Origin of the sequence: Clostridium sp., from assembly GCF_017888565.1 — a bacterium.
Lineage (GTDB): Bacteria > Bacillota > Clostridia > Clostridiales > Clostridiaceae > Clostridium.
Window position 1 is genome coordinate 18,336 of record NZ_JAGHFX010000083.1, and the last position, 15,018, is coordinate 33,353.

The following is a 15,018-nucleotide window of genomic DNA, read 5'->3' on the forward strand; positions in this document are numbered from 1 at the left end:
ATTATACCTCCACTATATAAATTCCTATTCCAAAATAATATCACATATTCTATTAACATCATCTAAAGATAAGTCAGAATAAAGTGGTAAAGTCAGAACTCTTTCTGATATATATCTAGCAATTGGAGTTTCATTAACTTTAAAGTTATCTTTATAACAATCAAATGAATTAGTTAATGGATAGAAATATTTTCTTGCTATTATTCCTTCATTCTTTAAATTTTCAAAAACTTCATCACGATTATATTTGTAATTATCAAAAACTACTGGATAATATGCGTAATTACTAGTTATACCATCTTGTGGTTTCCACACTTTTATTCCATTAATATTCCCTAATTTTAAATTATATTTTTCCACAACTAGCATTCTTTTATTTATTTCTTCATCTACATGTCTAAGATTACAAATTCCCATAGCTGCTTGAAACTCATTCATTTTTGCATTTCCAGCTACATATTTAACAGATTCTGATCCAGTAATCCCAAAATTTTTTAATTCATTTAACTTCTTTTTTAATGATTCATCTTTAAAAGTTACTGCTCCACCTTCTATGGTGTTAAAAACCTTTGTAGCATGAAAACTAAACATTGAAGCATCACCAAAATTGGCTATACCCTCACCATTTACTTTAACACCAAAAGTATGTGCAGCATCATAGATAACTTTTAAATTATGCTTTTTCGCTATTCTTTCTATTTCTTTAACATTGCATACATTTCCATAGACGTGTACAGGAATTAGTGCCGATGTTTTTTCTGTTATTAGTTCCTCTATCTTAGTTACATCAATTGTATAATCTTCTGAATTTATATCACAAAATACAGGAGTTAGACCATTCCTAACTATCGCATGTGTAGTTGATGCAAATGTAAAAGGAGTAGTAATTACTTCTCCTGTAAGATTTAAAGCTGCTATTATACATTCTAAAGCTAAATGCCCATTTGTAAAAAGTGATATATTCTGAGATCCTAAATATTCTAATAATCTTTCTTCTAATTCCTTATGCTTTGCACCCATATTGGTTAACCAATGACTATCCCACAACTCTCTAATTTCCTCAATATACTCCTCAAATTCAGGCATAGATGTACGAGTAACTTGTATACTTTTCATATTTAACACTCCTATAACTCTCTAATCATATAGATTGATTCTTCACTAGCCTTTTTATAAAACTTAAATCCATTCTTTTCATAAAAAGCTTTAGCTTTTATATTATCATTATGAACTTCAAGACATGCTTTTCCCATATTTTTCCCTTTAGATATTTTAATGAATAAATCTAATAAATATTTCCCTATTTTGTTGTTTTGATACTCTGTTAGTACAGCAATTAAAGTCAAATATGCGACTTTTTTCACATCATCATTTGCATAAAAACTAATAAATCCCATAGCCTCGTTATCTTCTACTACATAAGTATTAGCTTTTTCATTCAATTTATTAATTAAATCTTCTATCTTAAAATCTCTATCTGAAAGGTTAGGAATAAATAATTTATCAAATTTCTCTACTATATTCTTTAAGTCTTCATATTTATCTACTAACTTTATATTACATTTATCAATCTCAGTTATAGAATTATTTTCTTTAATATCAATAGAAACTATACTAATATCCTTATGAGCTATTAGACCTTTCTTCTCAATTAAAAGGGATTCATCAATATCCTCACCATCTAGCCATCCTACTATTGCCTTTGGTAGATTTACTCCAGCCATATGAGAGAATGGATATCCTCCACCAAATCTTGCATTCATCTCAAGGACATAAAGAACACCATCATACATGAAAACATCCATATCTAAATTAGAAATATGTTTTAACTTGCTACTTATTGCTTCTCCAAGCCTTTTCATATCTTCATTTTCCATTATCTCTGCACAATCAGTTTCACCAGATCGCATAGCAAATTTCTTTTTTACTATAGTATTTTGATATTCTCCATTTAAATCATTTATTACATCTAATCCATATTCCTGTCCTTTTAGCTTTTCTTGTATCAAAATACTTTCTTCTATTTCTTCCATTGACTCATATTTAAGGTAAGTATTCATAACACTTCTAATTGCCTTTTTATATAAAACCTTTAATTCTTCTTCATTTTCTGCTTCGTAAACAGAAATAGAACCCATTCCCCATCTAGGCTTAATTATTACAGGATACTCTATTTCATTATTTTTTAAAGCCGAAAGAGCTAAATCTAATTTTAAAAACGTCTTAGGAGCATTAAAATTGTTATTAATTAAAAATCTATATGTTTGCCACTTATCGTTACATATATTAATCACATTTTCATCAGATACGATAATTTTTGTTCCAATATCTTCGAATTCTTTTTTACTTGAAGATAGAATTGGTAAATCAATATCAAATAGAGATATTATCGCATTAATATTATTTTCTATACAATATACCTTTAAAAATGATATATAATTATCATCGTATATTAATGGTGTAACTACACTTTTATCAGCATATTGAAAAGCTGGACTAACAGAACTACTATTTGATACATGAATCTCGCCCTTTTTACCTAAAGCTTCCTTGAAATATTTAACTAAGTAGCTTCGTCTCCCTACAGATGTCAGTAATATATTCATTATTACTCCTCCTAAATCACATTTACTTAATATTTAATATATCTAAATTATCAAAAAATATAGGTAATCCCCCAGTATGTATAAATAATATATTCTTACCTATAACTTCATTCTCCTTTAAATACTCATTCATTCCCCAGAAGGCTTTTCCTGTATATGTTAAATCTAAAGGTATTGAATCAGATGCTAAAACCCATTTTACTATATTAACTATTTCTTCATTATACTTTCCATATCCCCCACAAATATATTTATCTTGAAAATTTATGGAATTATCAATCAATTCTTTATTTTTTATTCCAGTAAACAGAGTAACATTATCAAATATATTTTTTTTCTGCTCCTCTTCCGATCTCGCTATAGATATTCCAATTATTTTTTTCATATCATCATTCTTTAACATCCCAGATATTAAACCCGATTGAGTTGTTCCCGTACCTGAAGCATGAAAAATATAATCAAATTTTACTGAATATTGATTTTCGTATTCTTTAATCTCTTCATACACTTCAAAATAAGCGTACATAGGTACTATCTCATTTCCTTTACCATAAATATCTCCATAAATATAATAAGGCTTTTTGCCTAGTTCCTTTAAATTTTCAATTAAATCATTAATGGTATTTGCGACATTGTTTTTTGAACATTTAATTATATTCGCTTCTGAAAGTGATACTAGAGTAGCATTATTCGTATTTTTCTTCTCACTTTCATCTACTGGTGAAACTACATAACAGTCAATATTCTTCTGCTTCGCCATATTAGCAATTACTCTACATAAATTAGATTGATTACTCCCATAAGCAATTATACAATTACATTTTTTTCTTTCCATATCATTAAAATACTTTTCAGCAATTCTTACTTTATTTCCACCAAACGAAAAAGGTAATAAATCATCTCTCTTCATATAAAACTTATTATTTCCATCAGTATATACTAAACTTTGTATAGAACTTAAGCCTCTCATATTGATTTCCTCCTTAGATAAAGCATAAATATATTATTGCTTATTTCTTCTTACTAACATCTCCTTTATGGTGAAAAATAAATACTCATAACATTCAAGCTTAAACAATTTAGCTAGTCCAATATATACTATAGCTCCAGTAAATACCTGAATTAGCAATGTTAAATATGGAGATAGATTTAAAAATAAAATACAATAAACTATCAATCCCATTCCTATTGATAATATTAATGAAGGAAGTATGTCTTTTATTTGTTCTCTATAACTATAGTCTAAAAGTTTTAAATTTGGATAGGAATTTATAAATGATGAAATTATTCCAGATAACAATCCACCCAAAGCAATTGCATATACACCATAAAACATTGAAATAATTAAAATAGTAACACCAACAACTTTTTTTATTATTTCTAACTTTAAAAATATATCACTTCTACCAAGAGCATTAATTGCTTGTAAATTAGCTGTATGTATTGGCCATAAGGCATATGTTAAACAAAAAATTTGCATAAATGGTACACATGGCAGCCATTTATCTGTTAAAAGTATTTTTATTAGTGGCTCTCCTACAACAGCTAATCCAATCATAATTGGGAACAGTAAAAACGAACTTGTCACAATTGATCTTCTTACCAATTCCTTTACTCTTTTTTTATTTTCTTGTTCCGCAGACAATGTAGGTAACATAACAGATTGAATTGAACCATTTATATTTGAAACTATCAATTGTGGAAATTGCTCCCCTCTGTTATAGAAAGCTAACATTTGAGATGTATATACCTTACCAACAATTAATCCTCTTAAATTCATATATAACGTATCTATTAAAGAAGATACTAACAGTTTCCATCCATAAGAGAATAAATTTCCAATTTTACCGATAGAAAAAATCAATTTAGGTCTCCACTTTAAAGTAACCCAAAGTATTATAGTAATGGAAATTTGATTCAATAATTGTTGAACTACTAAGGCCCATACTCCAAATCCTAAGTATGCTAAAATTATTCCTATAGTTCCTGATATAAATACAGCACATACACTACTAAAGAATAGCTTTCTAAATTGCATTGTTTTTGAAACCACTGCATTTTGTATGGAATTAAATGCTCCAAAAAATAATGTTATAGATAGTACCCTTAGAACTGGTATTAGCTCTTTTATTCCATAAAAATTTGCTATAAAAGGTGCTGTAAAGAATAAAATTATATATAGTATTAATGCTGTTAATAAGCTTAAGTAAAATACAGATGAAAAATCTTCTTCATCAGCATTCTTTTTTTGAATCAACGCAGTATTAAATCCACTTTGAATAAAAACATTAGACAATGCTATAAAAATTGTTATTAATGAAATTATTCCATAATCATCAGGAGATAATACCCTAGCTAATACAATTTGTACTATAAATTGTATACCTTGAACCCCACCACGTTCCATAAGTTTCCAAGCCAAGTTGTTTATCACTTTTCCTTTAGTATTTATATTATCAATTTTTGTCATTTCATTCATACCTCCATATAATCTAAATAACTATTTTCTATTTAGATTATATAAATATAACTTTATATTTTTTTTAGTAGTACTCATACTTTTACTTAATTTAGGAAGATAGTATTTTATATTAATTTTCAATTTATCATTTATTTTTAAATTCTCATAGTATTCTTTACATGGTGATTTCTTGATATCACCCTTTTTTCTACTTATTAAAAGTATCTTCATTAATCTATCATTATTTACAATATCAATTATTTTCTGATGTTTATAACCTGTATATATATTAAATTCCTTTAACAGATTAATATCGCTTTGCCAATTTTTGATATTCTTCTCTTTAACATCATTTCCTGAATTAATATTTGTTGTCCATGATACTCCAACTCCTAATCTATAATCAGACATAGATTCATCTATATAATATACATCACCTTTACTTGCAAGTATTAATTGAAGTGGAAAATCTCCAACATGAGCATCTATAAAAAACTGTGGTAAGTCTTTAACTAAATTTCTACGATACAAAATAGATGCTGTTGCGCAAAACCCTCCTCCTCCAATTATTAAATCTTCAATTGAAACAATGCAATTCTCTTTATATGGTCTAACATTTCTTCCTAAAAGCCTTTTCTCATCATCTACTACCTCTGCTGAATGAAAGCACATACTGGATCCAGGATTTTTTTCCATATAATCCACCTGCTTCTGCAACTTATATGGATTAGTCCAATAATCATCTCCCTCACATAATGCAATATATTTTCCCATTGCTCTAACATCATTAAAAGTATAAAAAATCCTTTTCACTCCTTTTTTATACTGATTTTCAGTTTGATATATTGGTTTAATTATATTAGGATATTTTTTTTCATATTCCCTTATAATATTAGCAGTTTCATCAGTAGAAGCATCATCATGAATAAGTATCTCAAAATCAAAATTTGTTTTTTGCATTAAGAAGCTCTCTAATGCATCAGCTATATACTTTTCATGATTATATGTTATACAACTTATACTTACTAAAGGTTTCTTCATAGTTTACTCCTTATATTATGTTTAATATCAGCCTCATATATTTTATACCTTTAATTTTCTATCACAATAAATTTTATAATAAAATCTTCTATAAGATAAAAACATAACTGTTTTTATCTTATTTTTAATTTTAAAAGAATTCCTTAATAAAAACTTTTTATACTCTATATTGATATTCTCATATTTAGAATTAGAAAAGCTATAAAGCATTTGACTCACTAACTTATTTAGTAATACTTTTTTCAATTCAATATCACTTACATTTTCATTATAATATTCCTCTAATTCAAAACAGTTCATTATAGCATGCTGAACACTTAATTCTTTTTTTGTTCCGCTCATAATTGAGCCTTCTCGTTGTCTATATGCATAAAAGCTCGTAGGATATATTGATACTTTATTACTTAATACAAACGCTCTAGTAATAAACTCCTGATCCTCATGTATTCGTCCTTCTTTAAAAAACAAACTATTTTGTTTTAAAAAATCGGTTTTATACATATTATAATAGACAGGAGTCTGCATAGAGTCCGAGTTAATAAATTTTATTAAAAAGTCTTTACTATTCATAGTAGATCTTTTAAATATATTCTTATCTCTATACAATTCTTTCATATTATTTTTCGAGTAATATTTATATCCATTACCAACAACTATCTCTGATAAGTCACTTTCAGCAATTTTATACATTTCTTCAAAACAATTATTATATAATAAAAAATCGTCACTATCTATAAAATATGTATATTTACCCTTTGCTATCCTTAGCCCAGTATTTCTAGCTGATGATAATCCTCCATTCTCTTTATTTATTATAACTATTCTCTCATCTTTATATTTTGATACCTTCTCTATACTACTATCTTTAGTTCCATCATTAACTATTATTATCTCAATATTTGTTAATGTTTGCCTTAAAACACTATTTAGACATTCCTCAATATAATCTTCTACATTATAAACAGGTATAATTACGCTTACAAACATATTAATTCCTTTCATATTCAAAAAACTTTAATAGAGACTATTCCTTAATTTCATCCTTTTCTCTGAACATATATCCACCGCTAATCACTAACGATAAAATACTTCCTGATAGAGCTGAAAATAAGACATGCCCAGCTATGAAACTAAATAACACCATTATAATAATACATACAAAATATACATAGTTTTCTTTATTAAGACTTTTAATAATTTTATTTAATAATTTAAAGAGATAATAAATAATTATTATAGACACTATTAAACCAAGTGAAAATGTTATATCAAACAAATCCATCTCTACTAATTCACCTATTCCCCATTCCTTTCTATAAAAAAAACCTACTCCAAATAGTAATTTTAACATCCAAAGCCTTTCATTCAACAAATTATTAAAAGCCTCAAGTAAAAACTTTTCTCTCCCACTTAATAAAGCTGCAAAAATATTTCCATCTCTATTATAAAAATATATAACTCTATCAATCATCTTCTTAAAAGTTGGATAAAACACTACTAAAGTACATATTAAAAATAACAAAGCCCATAAAATAATTTTTAATATATTCTTTTTTGATATTGACTTTTCATTAAGCTTTACTCTTATATAGTAAATGCAATATAATATAACTGCTAACACTAATCCTAGTATTCCTGTTTTGGAACCTACTAAAAGTAGCGAAGATAAATTTAATAAAAAAATAAACATATTAAATATATTTGTTTTTTTAATAACTTGATCAAATGAATATATTGTAGATATCAGTAATACTATACTAATATCATTATTAGCATAATATAACCCTGTATATCCTAATCCACTACTATATGTTGAACTTCCAATCCCTATTATATAAGGAATAATCATAGTTAATGGAAATATAATTATGTAACATTTAAATATATTAGTTATTATATTTTTATCAATTATTTTTTGATTATATAAATAAAACATAGTATATATCATTAAAAATATTAGTAATAACTTACTTATTGCAACACCATCATATATAATCCCTTTAAAACTTCCATGATATATATAAAATACTCCTATAAATGCTAAGATCATTAACAAAGTTAATGAAAAAACAACCATATGTTTTTTCCTAAATTCTTTATCAGAATATTTCAATGTAATTATACTTAATATTATCATAGTGATAATTCTATAGAATTTCCCTAAACTAATATTTATATCTGAATTTATTGTAAGAATCACACCATTTATAATATCTACTAACGGTATAGCTACAAACAAAAATAGCAAAATTTTATAATCATATGTTTTTATATTCTTTTTCTCCATTCCACTCTCCATATATTTAATTATCTAAGTTATTTCTATTTAAAATTATTAAATAAATCTATTAAACTTGATTCTATATTTTCCCTAAAGTATTTTTGTGATGATTTTAATGCAGATTCCTTTATTTTATCCTTTTCATGTTCTGGTAATAAAATATACATTTCTAATTTAGCTGAAAAATCTTTATAATTCCCCTTTTCAGCTAAATATCCATTACAAAAATCTATAATATAATCAGTCGGTCCTGCAAAATTGCTAGCAATTACGGGTATTCCACATGCTAATGCCTCTATTCCTACTAGCCCCAAACTTTCATTAACTTGTGTTGGAAAGCAAAATATCTCTAAACAATTATATAAGTCTGCTAAATCTGAATGATTTAAAAAATTAATATGAGTAATAGAATTATCCAAACCTAAATTTTTAATCATACTATTAAAAATTTCTTCTTCACTTCCATTTCCAACAAACACAAATCTATAATCATTAAAATAACTTTTATCTTTCAAACTCCATATAGATTTAAGTAAAATATCCCATCCTTTTCCTTTATCTAATCTACCAACAAAACCTATATATTTATAATTTTTACTTAATCCAAGTTTATTTTTTAATTCATACTTATTGCTTTTAGGCTTAAACCTTTTATTATTTATTCCTCCTGAAGGAAATATAAATATTCTTTCTGAATCTACTTTCCATCTATTAATTAATTCCCTCTTAAAATAGTTAGATGGAACAATTACAAATTCTGATAAATTAGCACATGCTCGAGCCAAACCATTTAAAGCCTCCTGTTTCTTATTCTGAGGAATAACATCACTTCCATGTACATTACTAATTATTTTTATATTTCTTTTCATTTTTTTTACAATAATTAGCGGTAATGATGAATGAGATAAATAATGTACATATATGCAATCATATTTATTCATTAAAACCTTAAAGAAAACATTTATGTAAAACGATATATATTGTAGTATTTTGGGAAATTTACCTTTCTTCTTTGTACAAACAACTTTTTCTACTACAATATTATTATTAACTAAAATCTCCTCAGAATTTTTAACAAAAATTCCGTATTGTGGATTAAAACTGTCTGGATACATATTTGAAACTAATAAAACCTTCATTTTTACTCCTCAACTAACTATTAATAAAATCATCTATTGAATCTATAATATTCTCTGTATTTGAAATATATTGAACATATTTTTTTCCCGAAATATCACTTAGTACTTCATCTATTTTGGAAATATCATCTGCTCTTGAAATTAAATTCATCTTTTCAAATTGATTAACAATTTCAATTTGATGATCATCAACATGTTCACCATACTTTTGTAGTCTTGGAACTGCAATCACCTTTTTTTCTTGCTTTATTGCCCCTATAATAGCTCCTGTTCCACCATGTGTTATCACTTTATCAGCATGACTCATAATATTTTCAAATTCATCTCTATCTAAAAATTTCTTATACTTATAGTTTATAGGAATATAATTAGAATATCCAATTTGAGCAAAAACTTCCTCTGTTATTTTCTTTTCGGATACTAATCTATCAATTTCCTTTAATAATCTATTAAACTGAAACTTTTGCGAACCTAATGTTACAAAGATCAATATATCCCCCCCTTATATATTGCCCTCGGATAAAATTCAAGCATTGTTTCCCACTGAACATAAAACTGATCAGCATATTTATATAATAACTTTCCTGTTAATGTCGGAGAGTTTATTTTAGCAAATGACTCTATAAAAACAAGTTTTTTTCTAAATACTTTTGCTATTAAACACATTGGTATAGTTGCTAAAGCTCCCGTAGAAATAACAAAATCCGGATTTTCTTTAATAAAAATTTTTAATGTTACAAATAAATTATAAATTATTTTAAATATAAATTTTTTTTCACTTCTATTAATTTGTTTTAAATAATAAACTTTTCTATGATTATTTATAGAAGAATATTCTGTCTTCTCTGTAACAATAAAACTATCATATTTATCCATTAATGGCTTTAACATCATTAACTGTTCAAAATGTCCTCCAGTTGATGCTGTAAAACATATTTTTTTCATTTTATCGCCTCATTCTCTATGATAAATATTAATTTTACTTATCTCTTATTTCTTCCCTTCCTATGGAATAATATTCTATATTATATTTCTTTATCTCATCTAATTTATAACAATTTCTTCCATCAAAAATCACTGGAGTTCTCATCATCTTTTCATAGCATTCTATTTTAATTTCTTTTATCTCTTCCCATTCAGTAAATATAAATGCCATATCAGCATCAGTTAATGTTTCGTATAAATTATCAGTATATCTTATCTCAGTTGGATACTTCTTTTTAAAGTTATCTATTCCAACTGGATCATATGCTATTATTGCTGCTCCTTCATCTAATAATCTTCTTACATTAGGTATTGATGAAGCTTCTCTTAAATCATCGGTTCCCGGCTTAAATGTTAAACCTAAAACTGCAACTTTCTTTCCTTTTAATGAACTAAATCTTTCTTTTGCTTTTCTAAACAATTTATATTTTTGATTTTCATTTACCTCTATAGCAGCTTTTATAGTTTTTATCTCATATCCATTATCATTTGCTAACCAATGTAAAGCCTTTGTATCCTTTGGAAAACAAGAACCTCCATATCCAATTCCTGCATTTAAGAACTTATCACCAATTCTCTTATCATAACTCATACCTTTTGCTACATCTTCAATATTTGCTCCAACTATTTCACAAACATTTGCCATCTCATTCATAAAGCTTATTTTTAATGCTAAAAAATCATTCGAGGCGTACTTTACCATTTCAGCACTTCTTCTATTGGTGCATACTATTGGTTGATTAAAAGGATCATATATTTCTCTTAAGATATTTTCAGCATCTTTTGACTCTACCCCTATTACTATTCTACTTGCATTTAGCGTATCTACAACTGCTGTTCCTTGAGCTAAAAACTCTGGATTTGATGCAACCTCTATTTTTACATTCTTAACTATATTTTCTCTTAGATATTCTTCAACTTTATCATTTGTACCTATGGGAACCGTAGATTTCACAACTACTAAGCAATTATTTTCTACATTTTCAGCAATTTGCCTACATACATTGAAAACATAATCTAAATTTGCTGATCCATCTTCTCTTTCTGGAGTTCCTACTCCTATAAAAACTACATCAGCATCTTTATAAGCATTTTTATAATCTGTTGTAAAATTCAATCTACCTTCATCAAAATTTTTTTTTAATAATTCCTCTAATCCTGGTTCATATATAGGTGATATACCTTTTTTCATTAATTCTACTTTTTTATCATCTATATCAACACATGTTACTGAATGTCCAACTTCTGAAAGACATGCTCCTGTAACTAAGCCAACATATCCTGTTCCAGCAACTACAATTTTCATATTTTTTTCTCCCTTATCTCGCATTTTTATCTCCAAATAAAACAAAAAAAGTTTTAAGTATAAGTTTTATATCTAACCAAAAGCTTCTTTCATTAACATATTTGACATCTAATTTCATCCATTCTTCGAAGTCAATATTATTTCTCCCCATCACTTGCCAATAGCAAGTAAGACCTGGCTTAACATCAAGACGTGTTAACATCCAAGTTTCAAATTCTTTAACTTCATTTGGTAGACTTGGTCTAGGTCCAACTAAACTCATCTCACCTTTTAAGACATTAACTAATTGTGGTAATTCATCTATACTTATCTTTCTTATAAACTTACCAATCTTAGTTATTCTTGGATCATCCTTCATCTTAAACATTGGTCCTGACATTTCATTTTGTTCTTTTAATTTTCCTTTTATTTCTTCTGCATTTACTACCATCGATCTAAGCTTGTACATCTTAAATTCTTTTCCATTTTTCCCAACTCTTCTCTGTGAAAAAACTATTTCTCCTTTTGATTCTAATTTTATTAACATACCAACTATTATTAATATAGGACTTGATAATAGTAAGCCGACTAACGAACCTGCGATATCAATTATTCTTTTTGATAATATATATATCCAGCTTATTTCTCTTTTTTCTACTTCTACGTTAATATTTAAATTAATATCACTCAAAGCACATCCCCCTAATAAAATACTAATAATCTTCTACATATTTATCACTAATACTTCAACTTATAAATTTCTACATATTCATATATAATACTTCAATAAAGTTTGTATTTTAGCACAAATAATTATATCACATATATTTATTAAAACAAATAGAATGAAATATGTAATACTTTCACACAAATTCAAATTCTCTCATTATTTTTAATTTTTGAAATTAGATTAAATTCATTTAAAAGTCTTTATATTTCATTAAATTTTATAAATTTCAAATTTTTTATTTTATTGATTTTAATATTGAATTGTATAATTCACATTTATTATTTCAGTTAATTTGTATTATTTTTTAAATCTCTTCAATAAAAATAATTATAATTCTCTTATTATAAAAGTATTATAATCATTCCCTCTATATTCTATTTTAATGCATATATAGGATGTTAATAGAATGACTAGAAATCCCTTCACAAACTTGCATGATTTCCTTATAACTCTTTTTCATCTAATATATTTTTTGATATATATCTAAATTTTTCTCATATAACAACATTATTTATTGCTAATATTGATCTATTAGATAAATCATCTATAAGTTCTAATCCTTTAGAGGAATAAACATTATCAATCTCATTTTCATAAAATCTTTCCATTACTAATACATTAATCTTATACCTATAACTTCCCGCAAATTTATTATTTACAATATACGCTGAAGTAATCAGATTAAGATTATGTAATAATTGATCTGATACAACTCTATCTCCCACTATTATATATGTATTATTTAAATTTTCATTCTTTAATCAATTATATACCTGTAAATTTAAATTTCGAGACTCTATTAATATTATTTACATTTTATATCTACCTGGTGCAGCTGCTATTGAAAACCTCTCTGCTTTTACATATCCATTTGCTAATACTATATTTTCAAAATCATAATAATTTTAATATCTATTTTTTATAATTTTTAAATACAATATCTTTTTCAAGAAAATATACACTTACTGGGACCAAGTCTTTTCACTTCATGTATTACTTGGCTTGAAATATTATTATTTTCTACTAGTACTATTGCTAATTTTAAGTATATAGCTAAAAGATCATATACTAATCTATCTCTATTTCTCCATAAGTTAAAAAATTTAAATATGAATTCAACGACATGTATCCTTTTTCTGAAACCTTATCATTATTAAAGTCATTAAATAAGTTTTATGAAGCATATATTTTATTAGACTTTTCCTAATTAGTAAACTCATTTTTCCCTTTAAATCTGATAAGACAACTATATTGTTAATTAATTTAACCGACCCATTCAATATTAATAATTCATTACTACCATATAGATTATAATTAATATTATTCATGCTAAAACTTGTACTATTTTTCAATGATATAGTTACATATATTTTTTTCATCTCCAACATTACTATATGCTAAAGGTTTTATTGATAATAATTTATTACTTTTCTTTTTTACATTTTATATCAATTAGCAATATTTTAAATATATTTTTAATATTATCGTTATTCTGCTATAATATGCTATATATCTAAATTGGGAGGCTTATTATGAGAAAATTGTCAAAAAAGAAAATCACAATTATTTCACTACTTATATTTATTTTGATGATAGTTGGTTCAATAACATATTATACATACTATCTTTCAAACAAAGTCGAAAGGATTGAAGTTGATAGAAATGATGTAACTAATACAGGAAAGGAAACCCCTAAAGAAGCTGATGATGTCATAACTATAGCATTGTTTGGCAGTGATTATTCTGAATACTATGACGTTAGTTCAGCAGATGCAACTATGATTTTATCTATTGATACTAAAAATAATAATATAAAACTCTGCTCTTTAATGCGTGATATCTATTTAGATTTACCTCAGGGTGGAAAAATGAATTTAAACTATACAATATTAGATGGAGGTCCAAGCTCTATATTAAAAGCTATAAACTATAACTTCAATTTAAAGATAGACAAATTTGTACAAGTTGATTTAAAAAGACTTCCTAAAATAATAGATGCTCTTGGTGGCGTTGAAATTGAAATTACTCCAGATGAACTACAGTACATTAATGGATATATAGACCATATAGATAAAAATAATGGAACAACTACAGAGCATATTTATAATCCTGGCAAGCAACTTTTAAATGGTACACAAGCTTCTGCTTATTGCAGAATCAGATATACAGAAGGAAGAGACTTTAAAAGAACAGAGCGTCAAAGGGATGTATTAAATGCTTTATTTGTTAAGTTTAAGGATATCAGCTTAGCCAATGTTCCAGGTCTTATAAATGATATCTTACCACTTGTAACAACTAATCTTTCAAACTCTGAAATTATATCAATTTCAACTAAAGCTTTAGGTATGGGATTAAACAATATAGAGCAAGGAAGATTTCCTTCAGATGAAAATATTATAAGCGCAGGTTTTACTGATATGTATCATACTAATATAGATATAGAAGGAACTACTAAAGAACTTCACAAATTTATATTTTCCATAGAATAACT

At 26.1% G+C, this 15,018-nt stretch carries 14 protein-coding genes; 1 reads left to right on the forward strand and 13 read right to left on the reverse strand.

Features of this window, described 5'->3' with window-relative positions; translation table 11 throughout:
• Positions 1-24: 24 nt before the first annotated feature.
• From J7M87_RS16090 to J7M87_RS16155, 13 genes are all read right to left on the reverse strand, one after another.
• A complete protein-coding gene (locus tag J7M87_RS16090) occupies positions 25-1,116 on the reverse strand; it encodes a DegT/DnrJ/EryC1/StrS family aminotransferase (RefSeq protein ID WP_291652520.1) in 1,092 nt (363 codons plus the stop codon).
• Between the two features lie 11 nt (positions 1,117-1,127).
• A complete protein-coding gene (locus J7M87_RS16100) occupies positions 1,128-2,606 on the reverse strand; it encodes a GNAT family N-acetyltransferase (RefSeq protein WP_365845954.1) in 1,479 nt (492 codons plus the stop codon).
• Positions 2,607-2,628: 22 nt separating this feature from the next.
• Positions 2,629-3,576 carry a pyridoxal-phosphate dependent enzyme gene (locus J7M87_RS16105; RefSeq protein WP_291652522.1) on the reverse strand — a complete coding sequence of 316 codons (948 nt, stop codon included), beginning with the start codon at positions 3,574-3,576 and terminating at the stop codon, positions 2,629-2,631.
• Positions 3,577-3,609: 33 nt separating this feature from the next.
• On the reverse strand, positions 3,610-5,076 hold the full coding sequence (locus tag J7M87_RS16110) for a lipopolysaccharide biosynthesis protein (RefSeq protein ID WP_291652524.1): 1,467 nt from the start codon (positions 5,074-5,076) through the stop codon (positions 3,610-3,612).
• A 30-nt stretch (positions 5,077-5,106) separates the two neighbouring features.
• The gene (locus tag J7M87_RS16115; RefSeq protein ID WP_291652526.1) at positions 5,107-6,108 is read right to left on the reverse strand and encodes a glycosyltransferase; all 1,002 of its coding nucleotides are present in this window, start codon (positions 6,106-6,108) and stop codon (positions 5,107-5,109) included.
• Positions 6,109-6,150: 42 nt separating this feature from the next.
• Entirely contained in the window at positions 6,151-7,095 is a 945-nt protein-coding gene (locus tag J7M87_RS16120; protein WP_291652528.1) for a glycosyltransferase, read from the reverse strand.
• A 37-nt stretch (positions 7,096-7,132) separates the two neighbouring features.
• Entirely contained in the window at positions 7,133-8,395 is a 1,263-nt protein-coding gene (locus J7M87_RS16125) for an O-antigen ligase family protein (protein WP_291652531.1), read from the reverse strand.
• Between the two features lie 35 nt (positions 8,396-8,430).
• A complete protein-coding gene (locus J7M87_RS16130; protein WP_291652532.1) occupies positions 8,431-9,528 on the reverse strand; it encodes a glycosyltransferase family 4 protein in 1,098 nt (365 codons plus the stop codon).
• A gap of 13 nt (positions 9,529-9,541) precedes the next feature.
• Complete coding sequence (gene pssE / locus J7M87_RS16135) at positions 9,542-10,018, reverse strand: PssE/Cps14G family polysaccharide biosynthesis glycosyltransferase (RefSeq protein ID WP_291652534.1); 477 nt, start codon at positions 10,016-10,018, stop codon at positions 9,542-9,544.
• The gene (pssD, locus tag J7M87_RS16140; protein WP_291652536.1) at positions 10,015-10,473 is read right to left on the reverse strand and encodes a PssD/Cps14F family polysaccharide biosynthesis glycosyltransferase; all 459 of its coding nucleotides are present in this window, start codon (positions 10,471-10,473) and stop codon (positions 10,015-10,017) included. The genes pssE and pssD overlap by 4 nt, the downstream gene beginning before the upstream one ends.
• A gap of 34 nt (positions 10,474-10,507) precedes the next feature.
• Positions 10,508-11,818, reverse strand: a complete 1,311-nt coding sequence (locus tag J7M87_RS16145) for a UDP-glucose/GDP-mannose dehydrogenase family protein (protein WP_291652538.1) — start codon at positions 11,816-11,818, stop codon at positions 10,508-10,510.
• Positions 11,819-11,831: 13 nt separating this feature from the next.
• Positions 11,832-12,488 (reverse strand): sugar transferase, encoded by a 657-nt coding sequence (locus J7M87_RS16150; RefSeq protein WP_291652539.1) that lies wholly within the window; start codon positions 12,486-12,488, stop codon positions 11,832-11,834.
• 533 nt (positions 12,489-13,021) lie between these two features.
• Positions 13,022-13,252 (reverse strand): hypothetical protein, encoded by a 231-nt coding sequence (locus J7M87_RS16155; RefSeq protein ID WP_291652541.1) that lies wholly within the window; start codon positions 13,250-13,252, stop codon positions 13,022-13,024.
• 807 nt (positions 13,253-14,059) lie between these two features.
• Between J7M87_RS16155 and J7M87_RS16160 the strand changes: the two genes are divergently transcribed.
• A complete protein-coding gene (locus J7M87_RS16160; protein ID WP_291652543.1) occupies positions 14,060-15,016 on the forward strand; it encodes an LCP family protein in 957 nt (318 codons plus the stop codon).
• Positions 15,017-15,018: the final 2 nt, after the last annotated feature.

Excerpts from the sequence above, each read along its gene's own strand:
- J7M87_RS16090 (WP_291652520.1), bottom strand. The coding sequence starts at position 1,116 with ATGAAAAGTATACAAGTTACTCGTACATCTATGCCTGAATTTGAGGAG.
- J7M87_RS16100 (WP_365845954.1), bottom strand. The coding sequence starts at position 2,606 with ATGAATATATTACTGACATCTGTAGGGAGACGAAGCTACTTAGTTAAA.
- J7M87_RS16105 (WP_291652522.1), bottom strand. The coding sequence starts at position 3,576 with ATGAGAGGCTTAAGTTCTATACAAAGTTTAGTATATACTGATGGAAAT.
- J7M87_RS16110 (WP_291652524.1), bottom strand. The coding sequence starts at position 5,076 with ATGACAAAAATTGATAATATAAATACTAAAGGAAAAGTGATAAACAAC.
- J7M87_RS16115 (WP_291652526.1), bottom strand. The coding sequence starts at position 6,108 with ATGAAGAAACCTTTAGTAAGTATAAGTTGTATAACATATAATCATGAA.
- J7M87_RS16120 (WP_291652528.1), bottom strand. The coding sequence starts at position 7,095 with ATGTTTGTAAGCGTAATTATACCTGTTTATAATGTAGAAGATTATATT.
- J7M87_RS16125 (WP_291652531.1), bottom strand. The coding sequence starts at position 8,395 with ATGGAGAAAAAGAATATAAAAACATATGATTATAAAATTTTGCTATTT.
- J7M87_RS16130 (WP_291652532.1), bottom strand. The coding sequence starts at position 9,528 with ATGAAGGTTTTATTAGTTTCAAATATGTATCCAGACAGTTTTAATCCA.
- pssD (WP_291652536.1), bottom strand. The coding sequence starts at position 10,473 with ATGAAAAAAATATGTTTTACAGCATCAACTGGAGGACATTTTGAACAG.
- J7M87_RS16145 (WP_291652538.1), bottom strand. The coding sequence starts at position 11,818 with ATGAAAATTGTAGTTGCTGGAACAGGATATGTTGGCTTAGTTACAGGA.
- J7M87_RS16160 (WP_291652543.1), top strand. The coding sequence starts at position 14,060 with ATGAGAAAATTGTCAAAAAAGAAAATCACAATTATTTCACTACTTATA.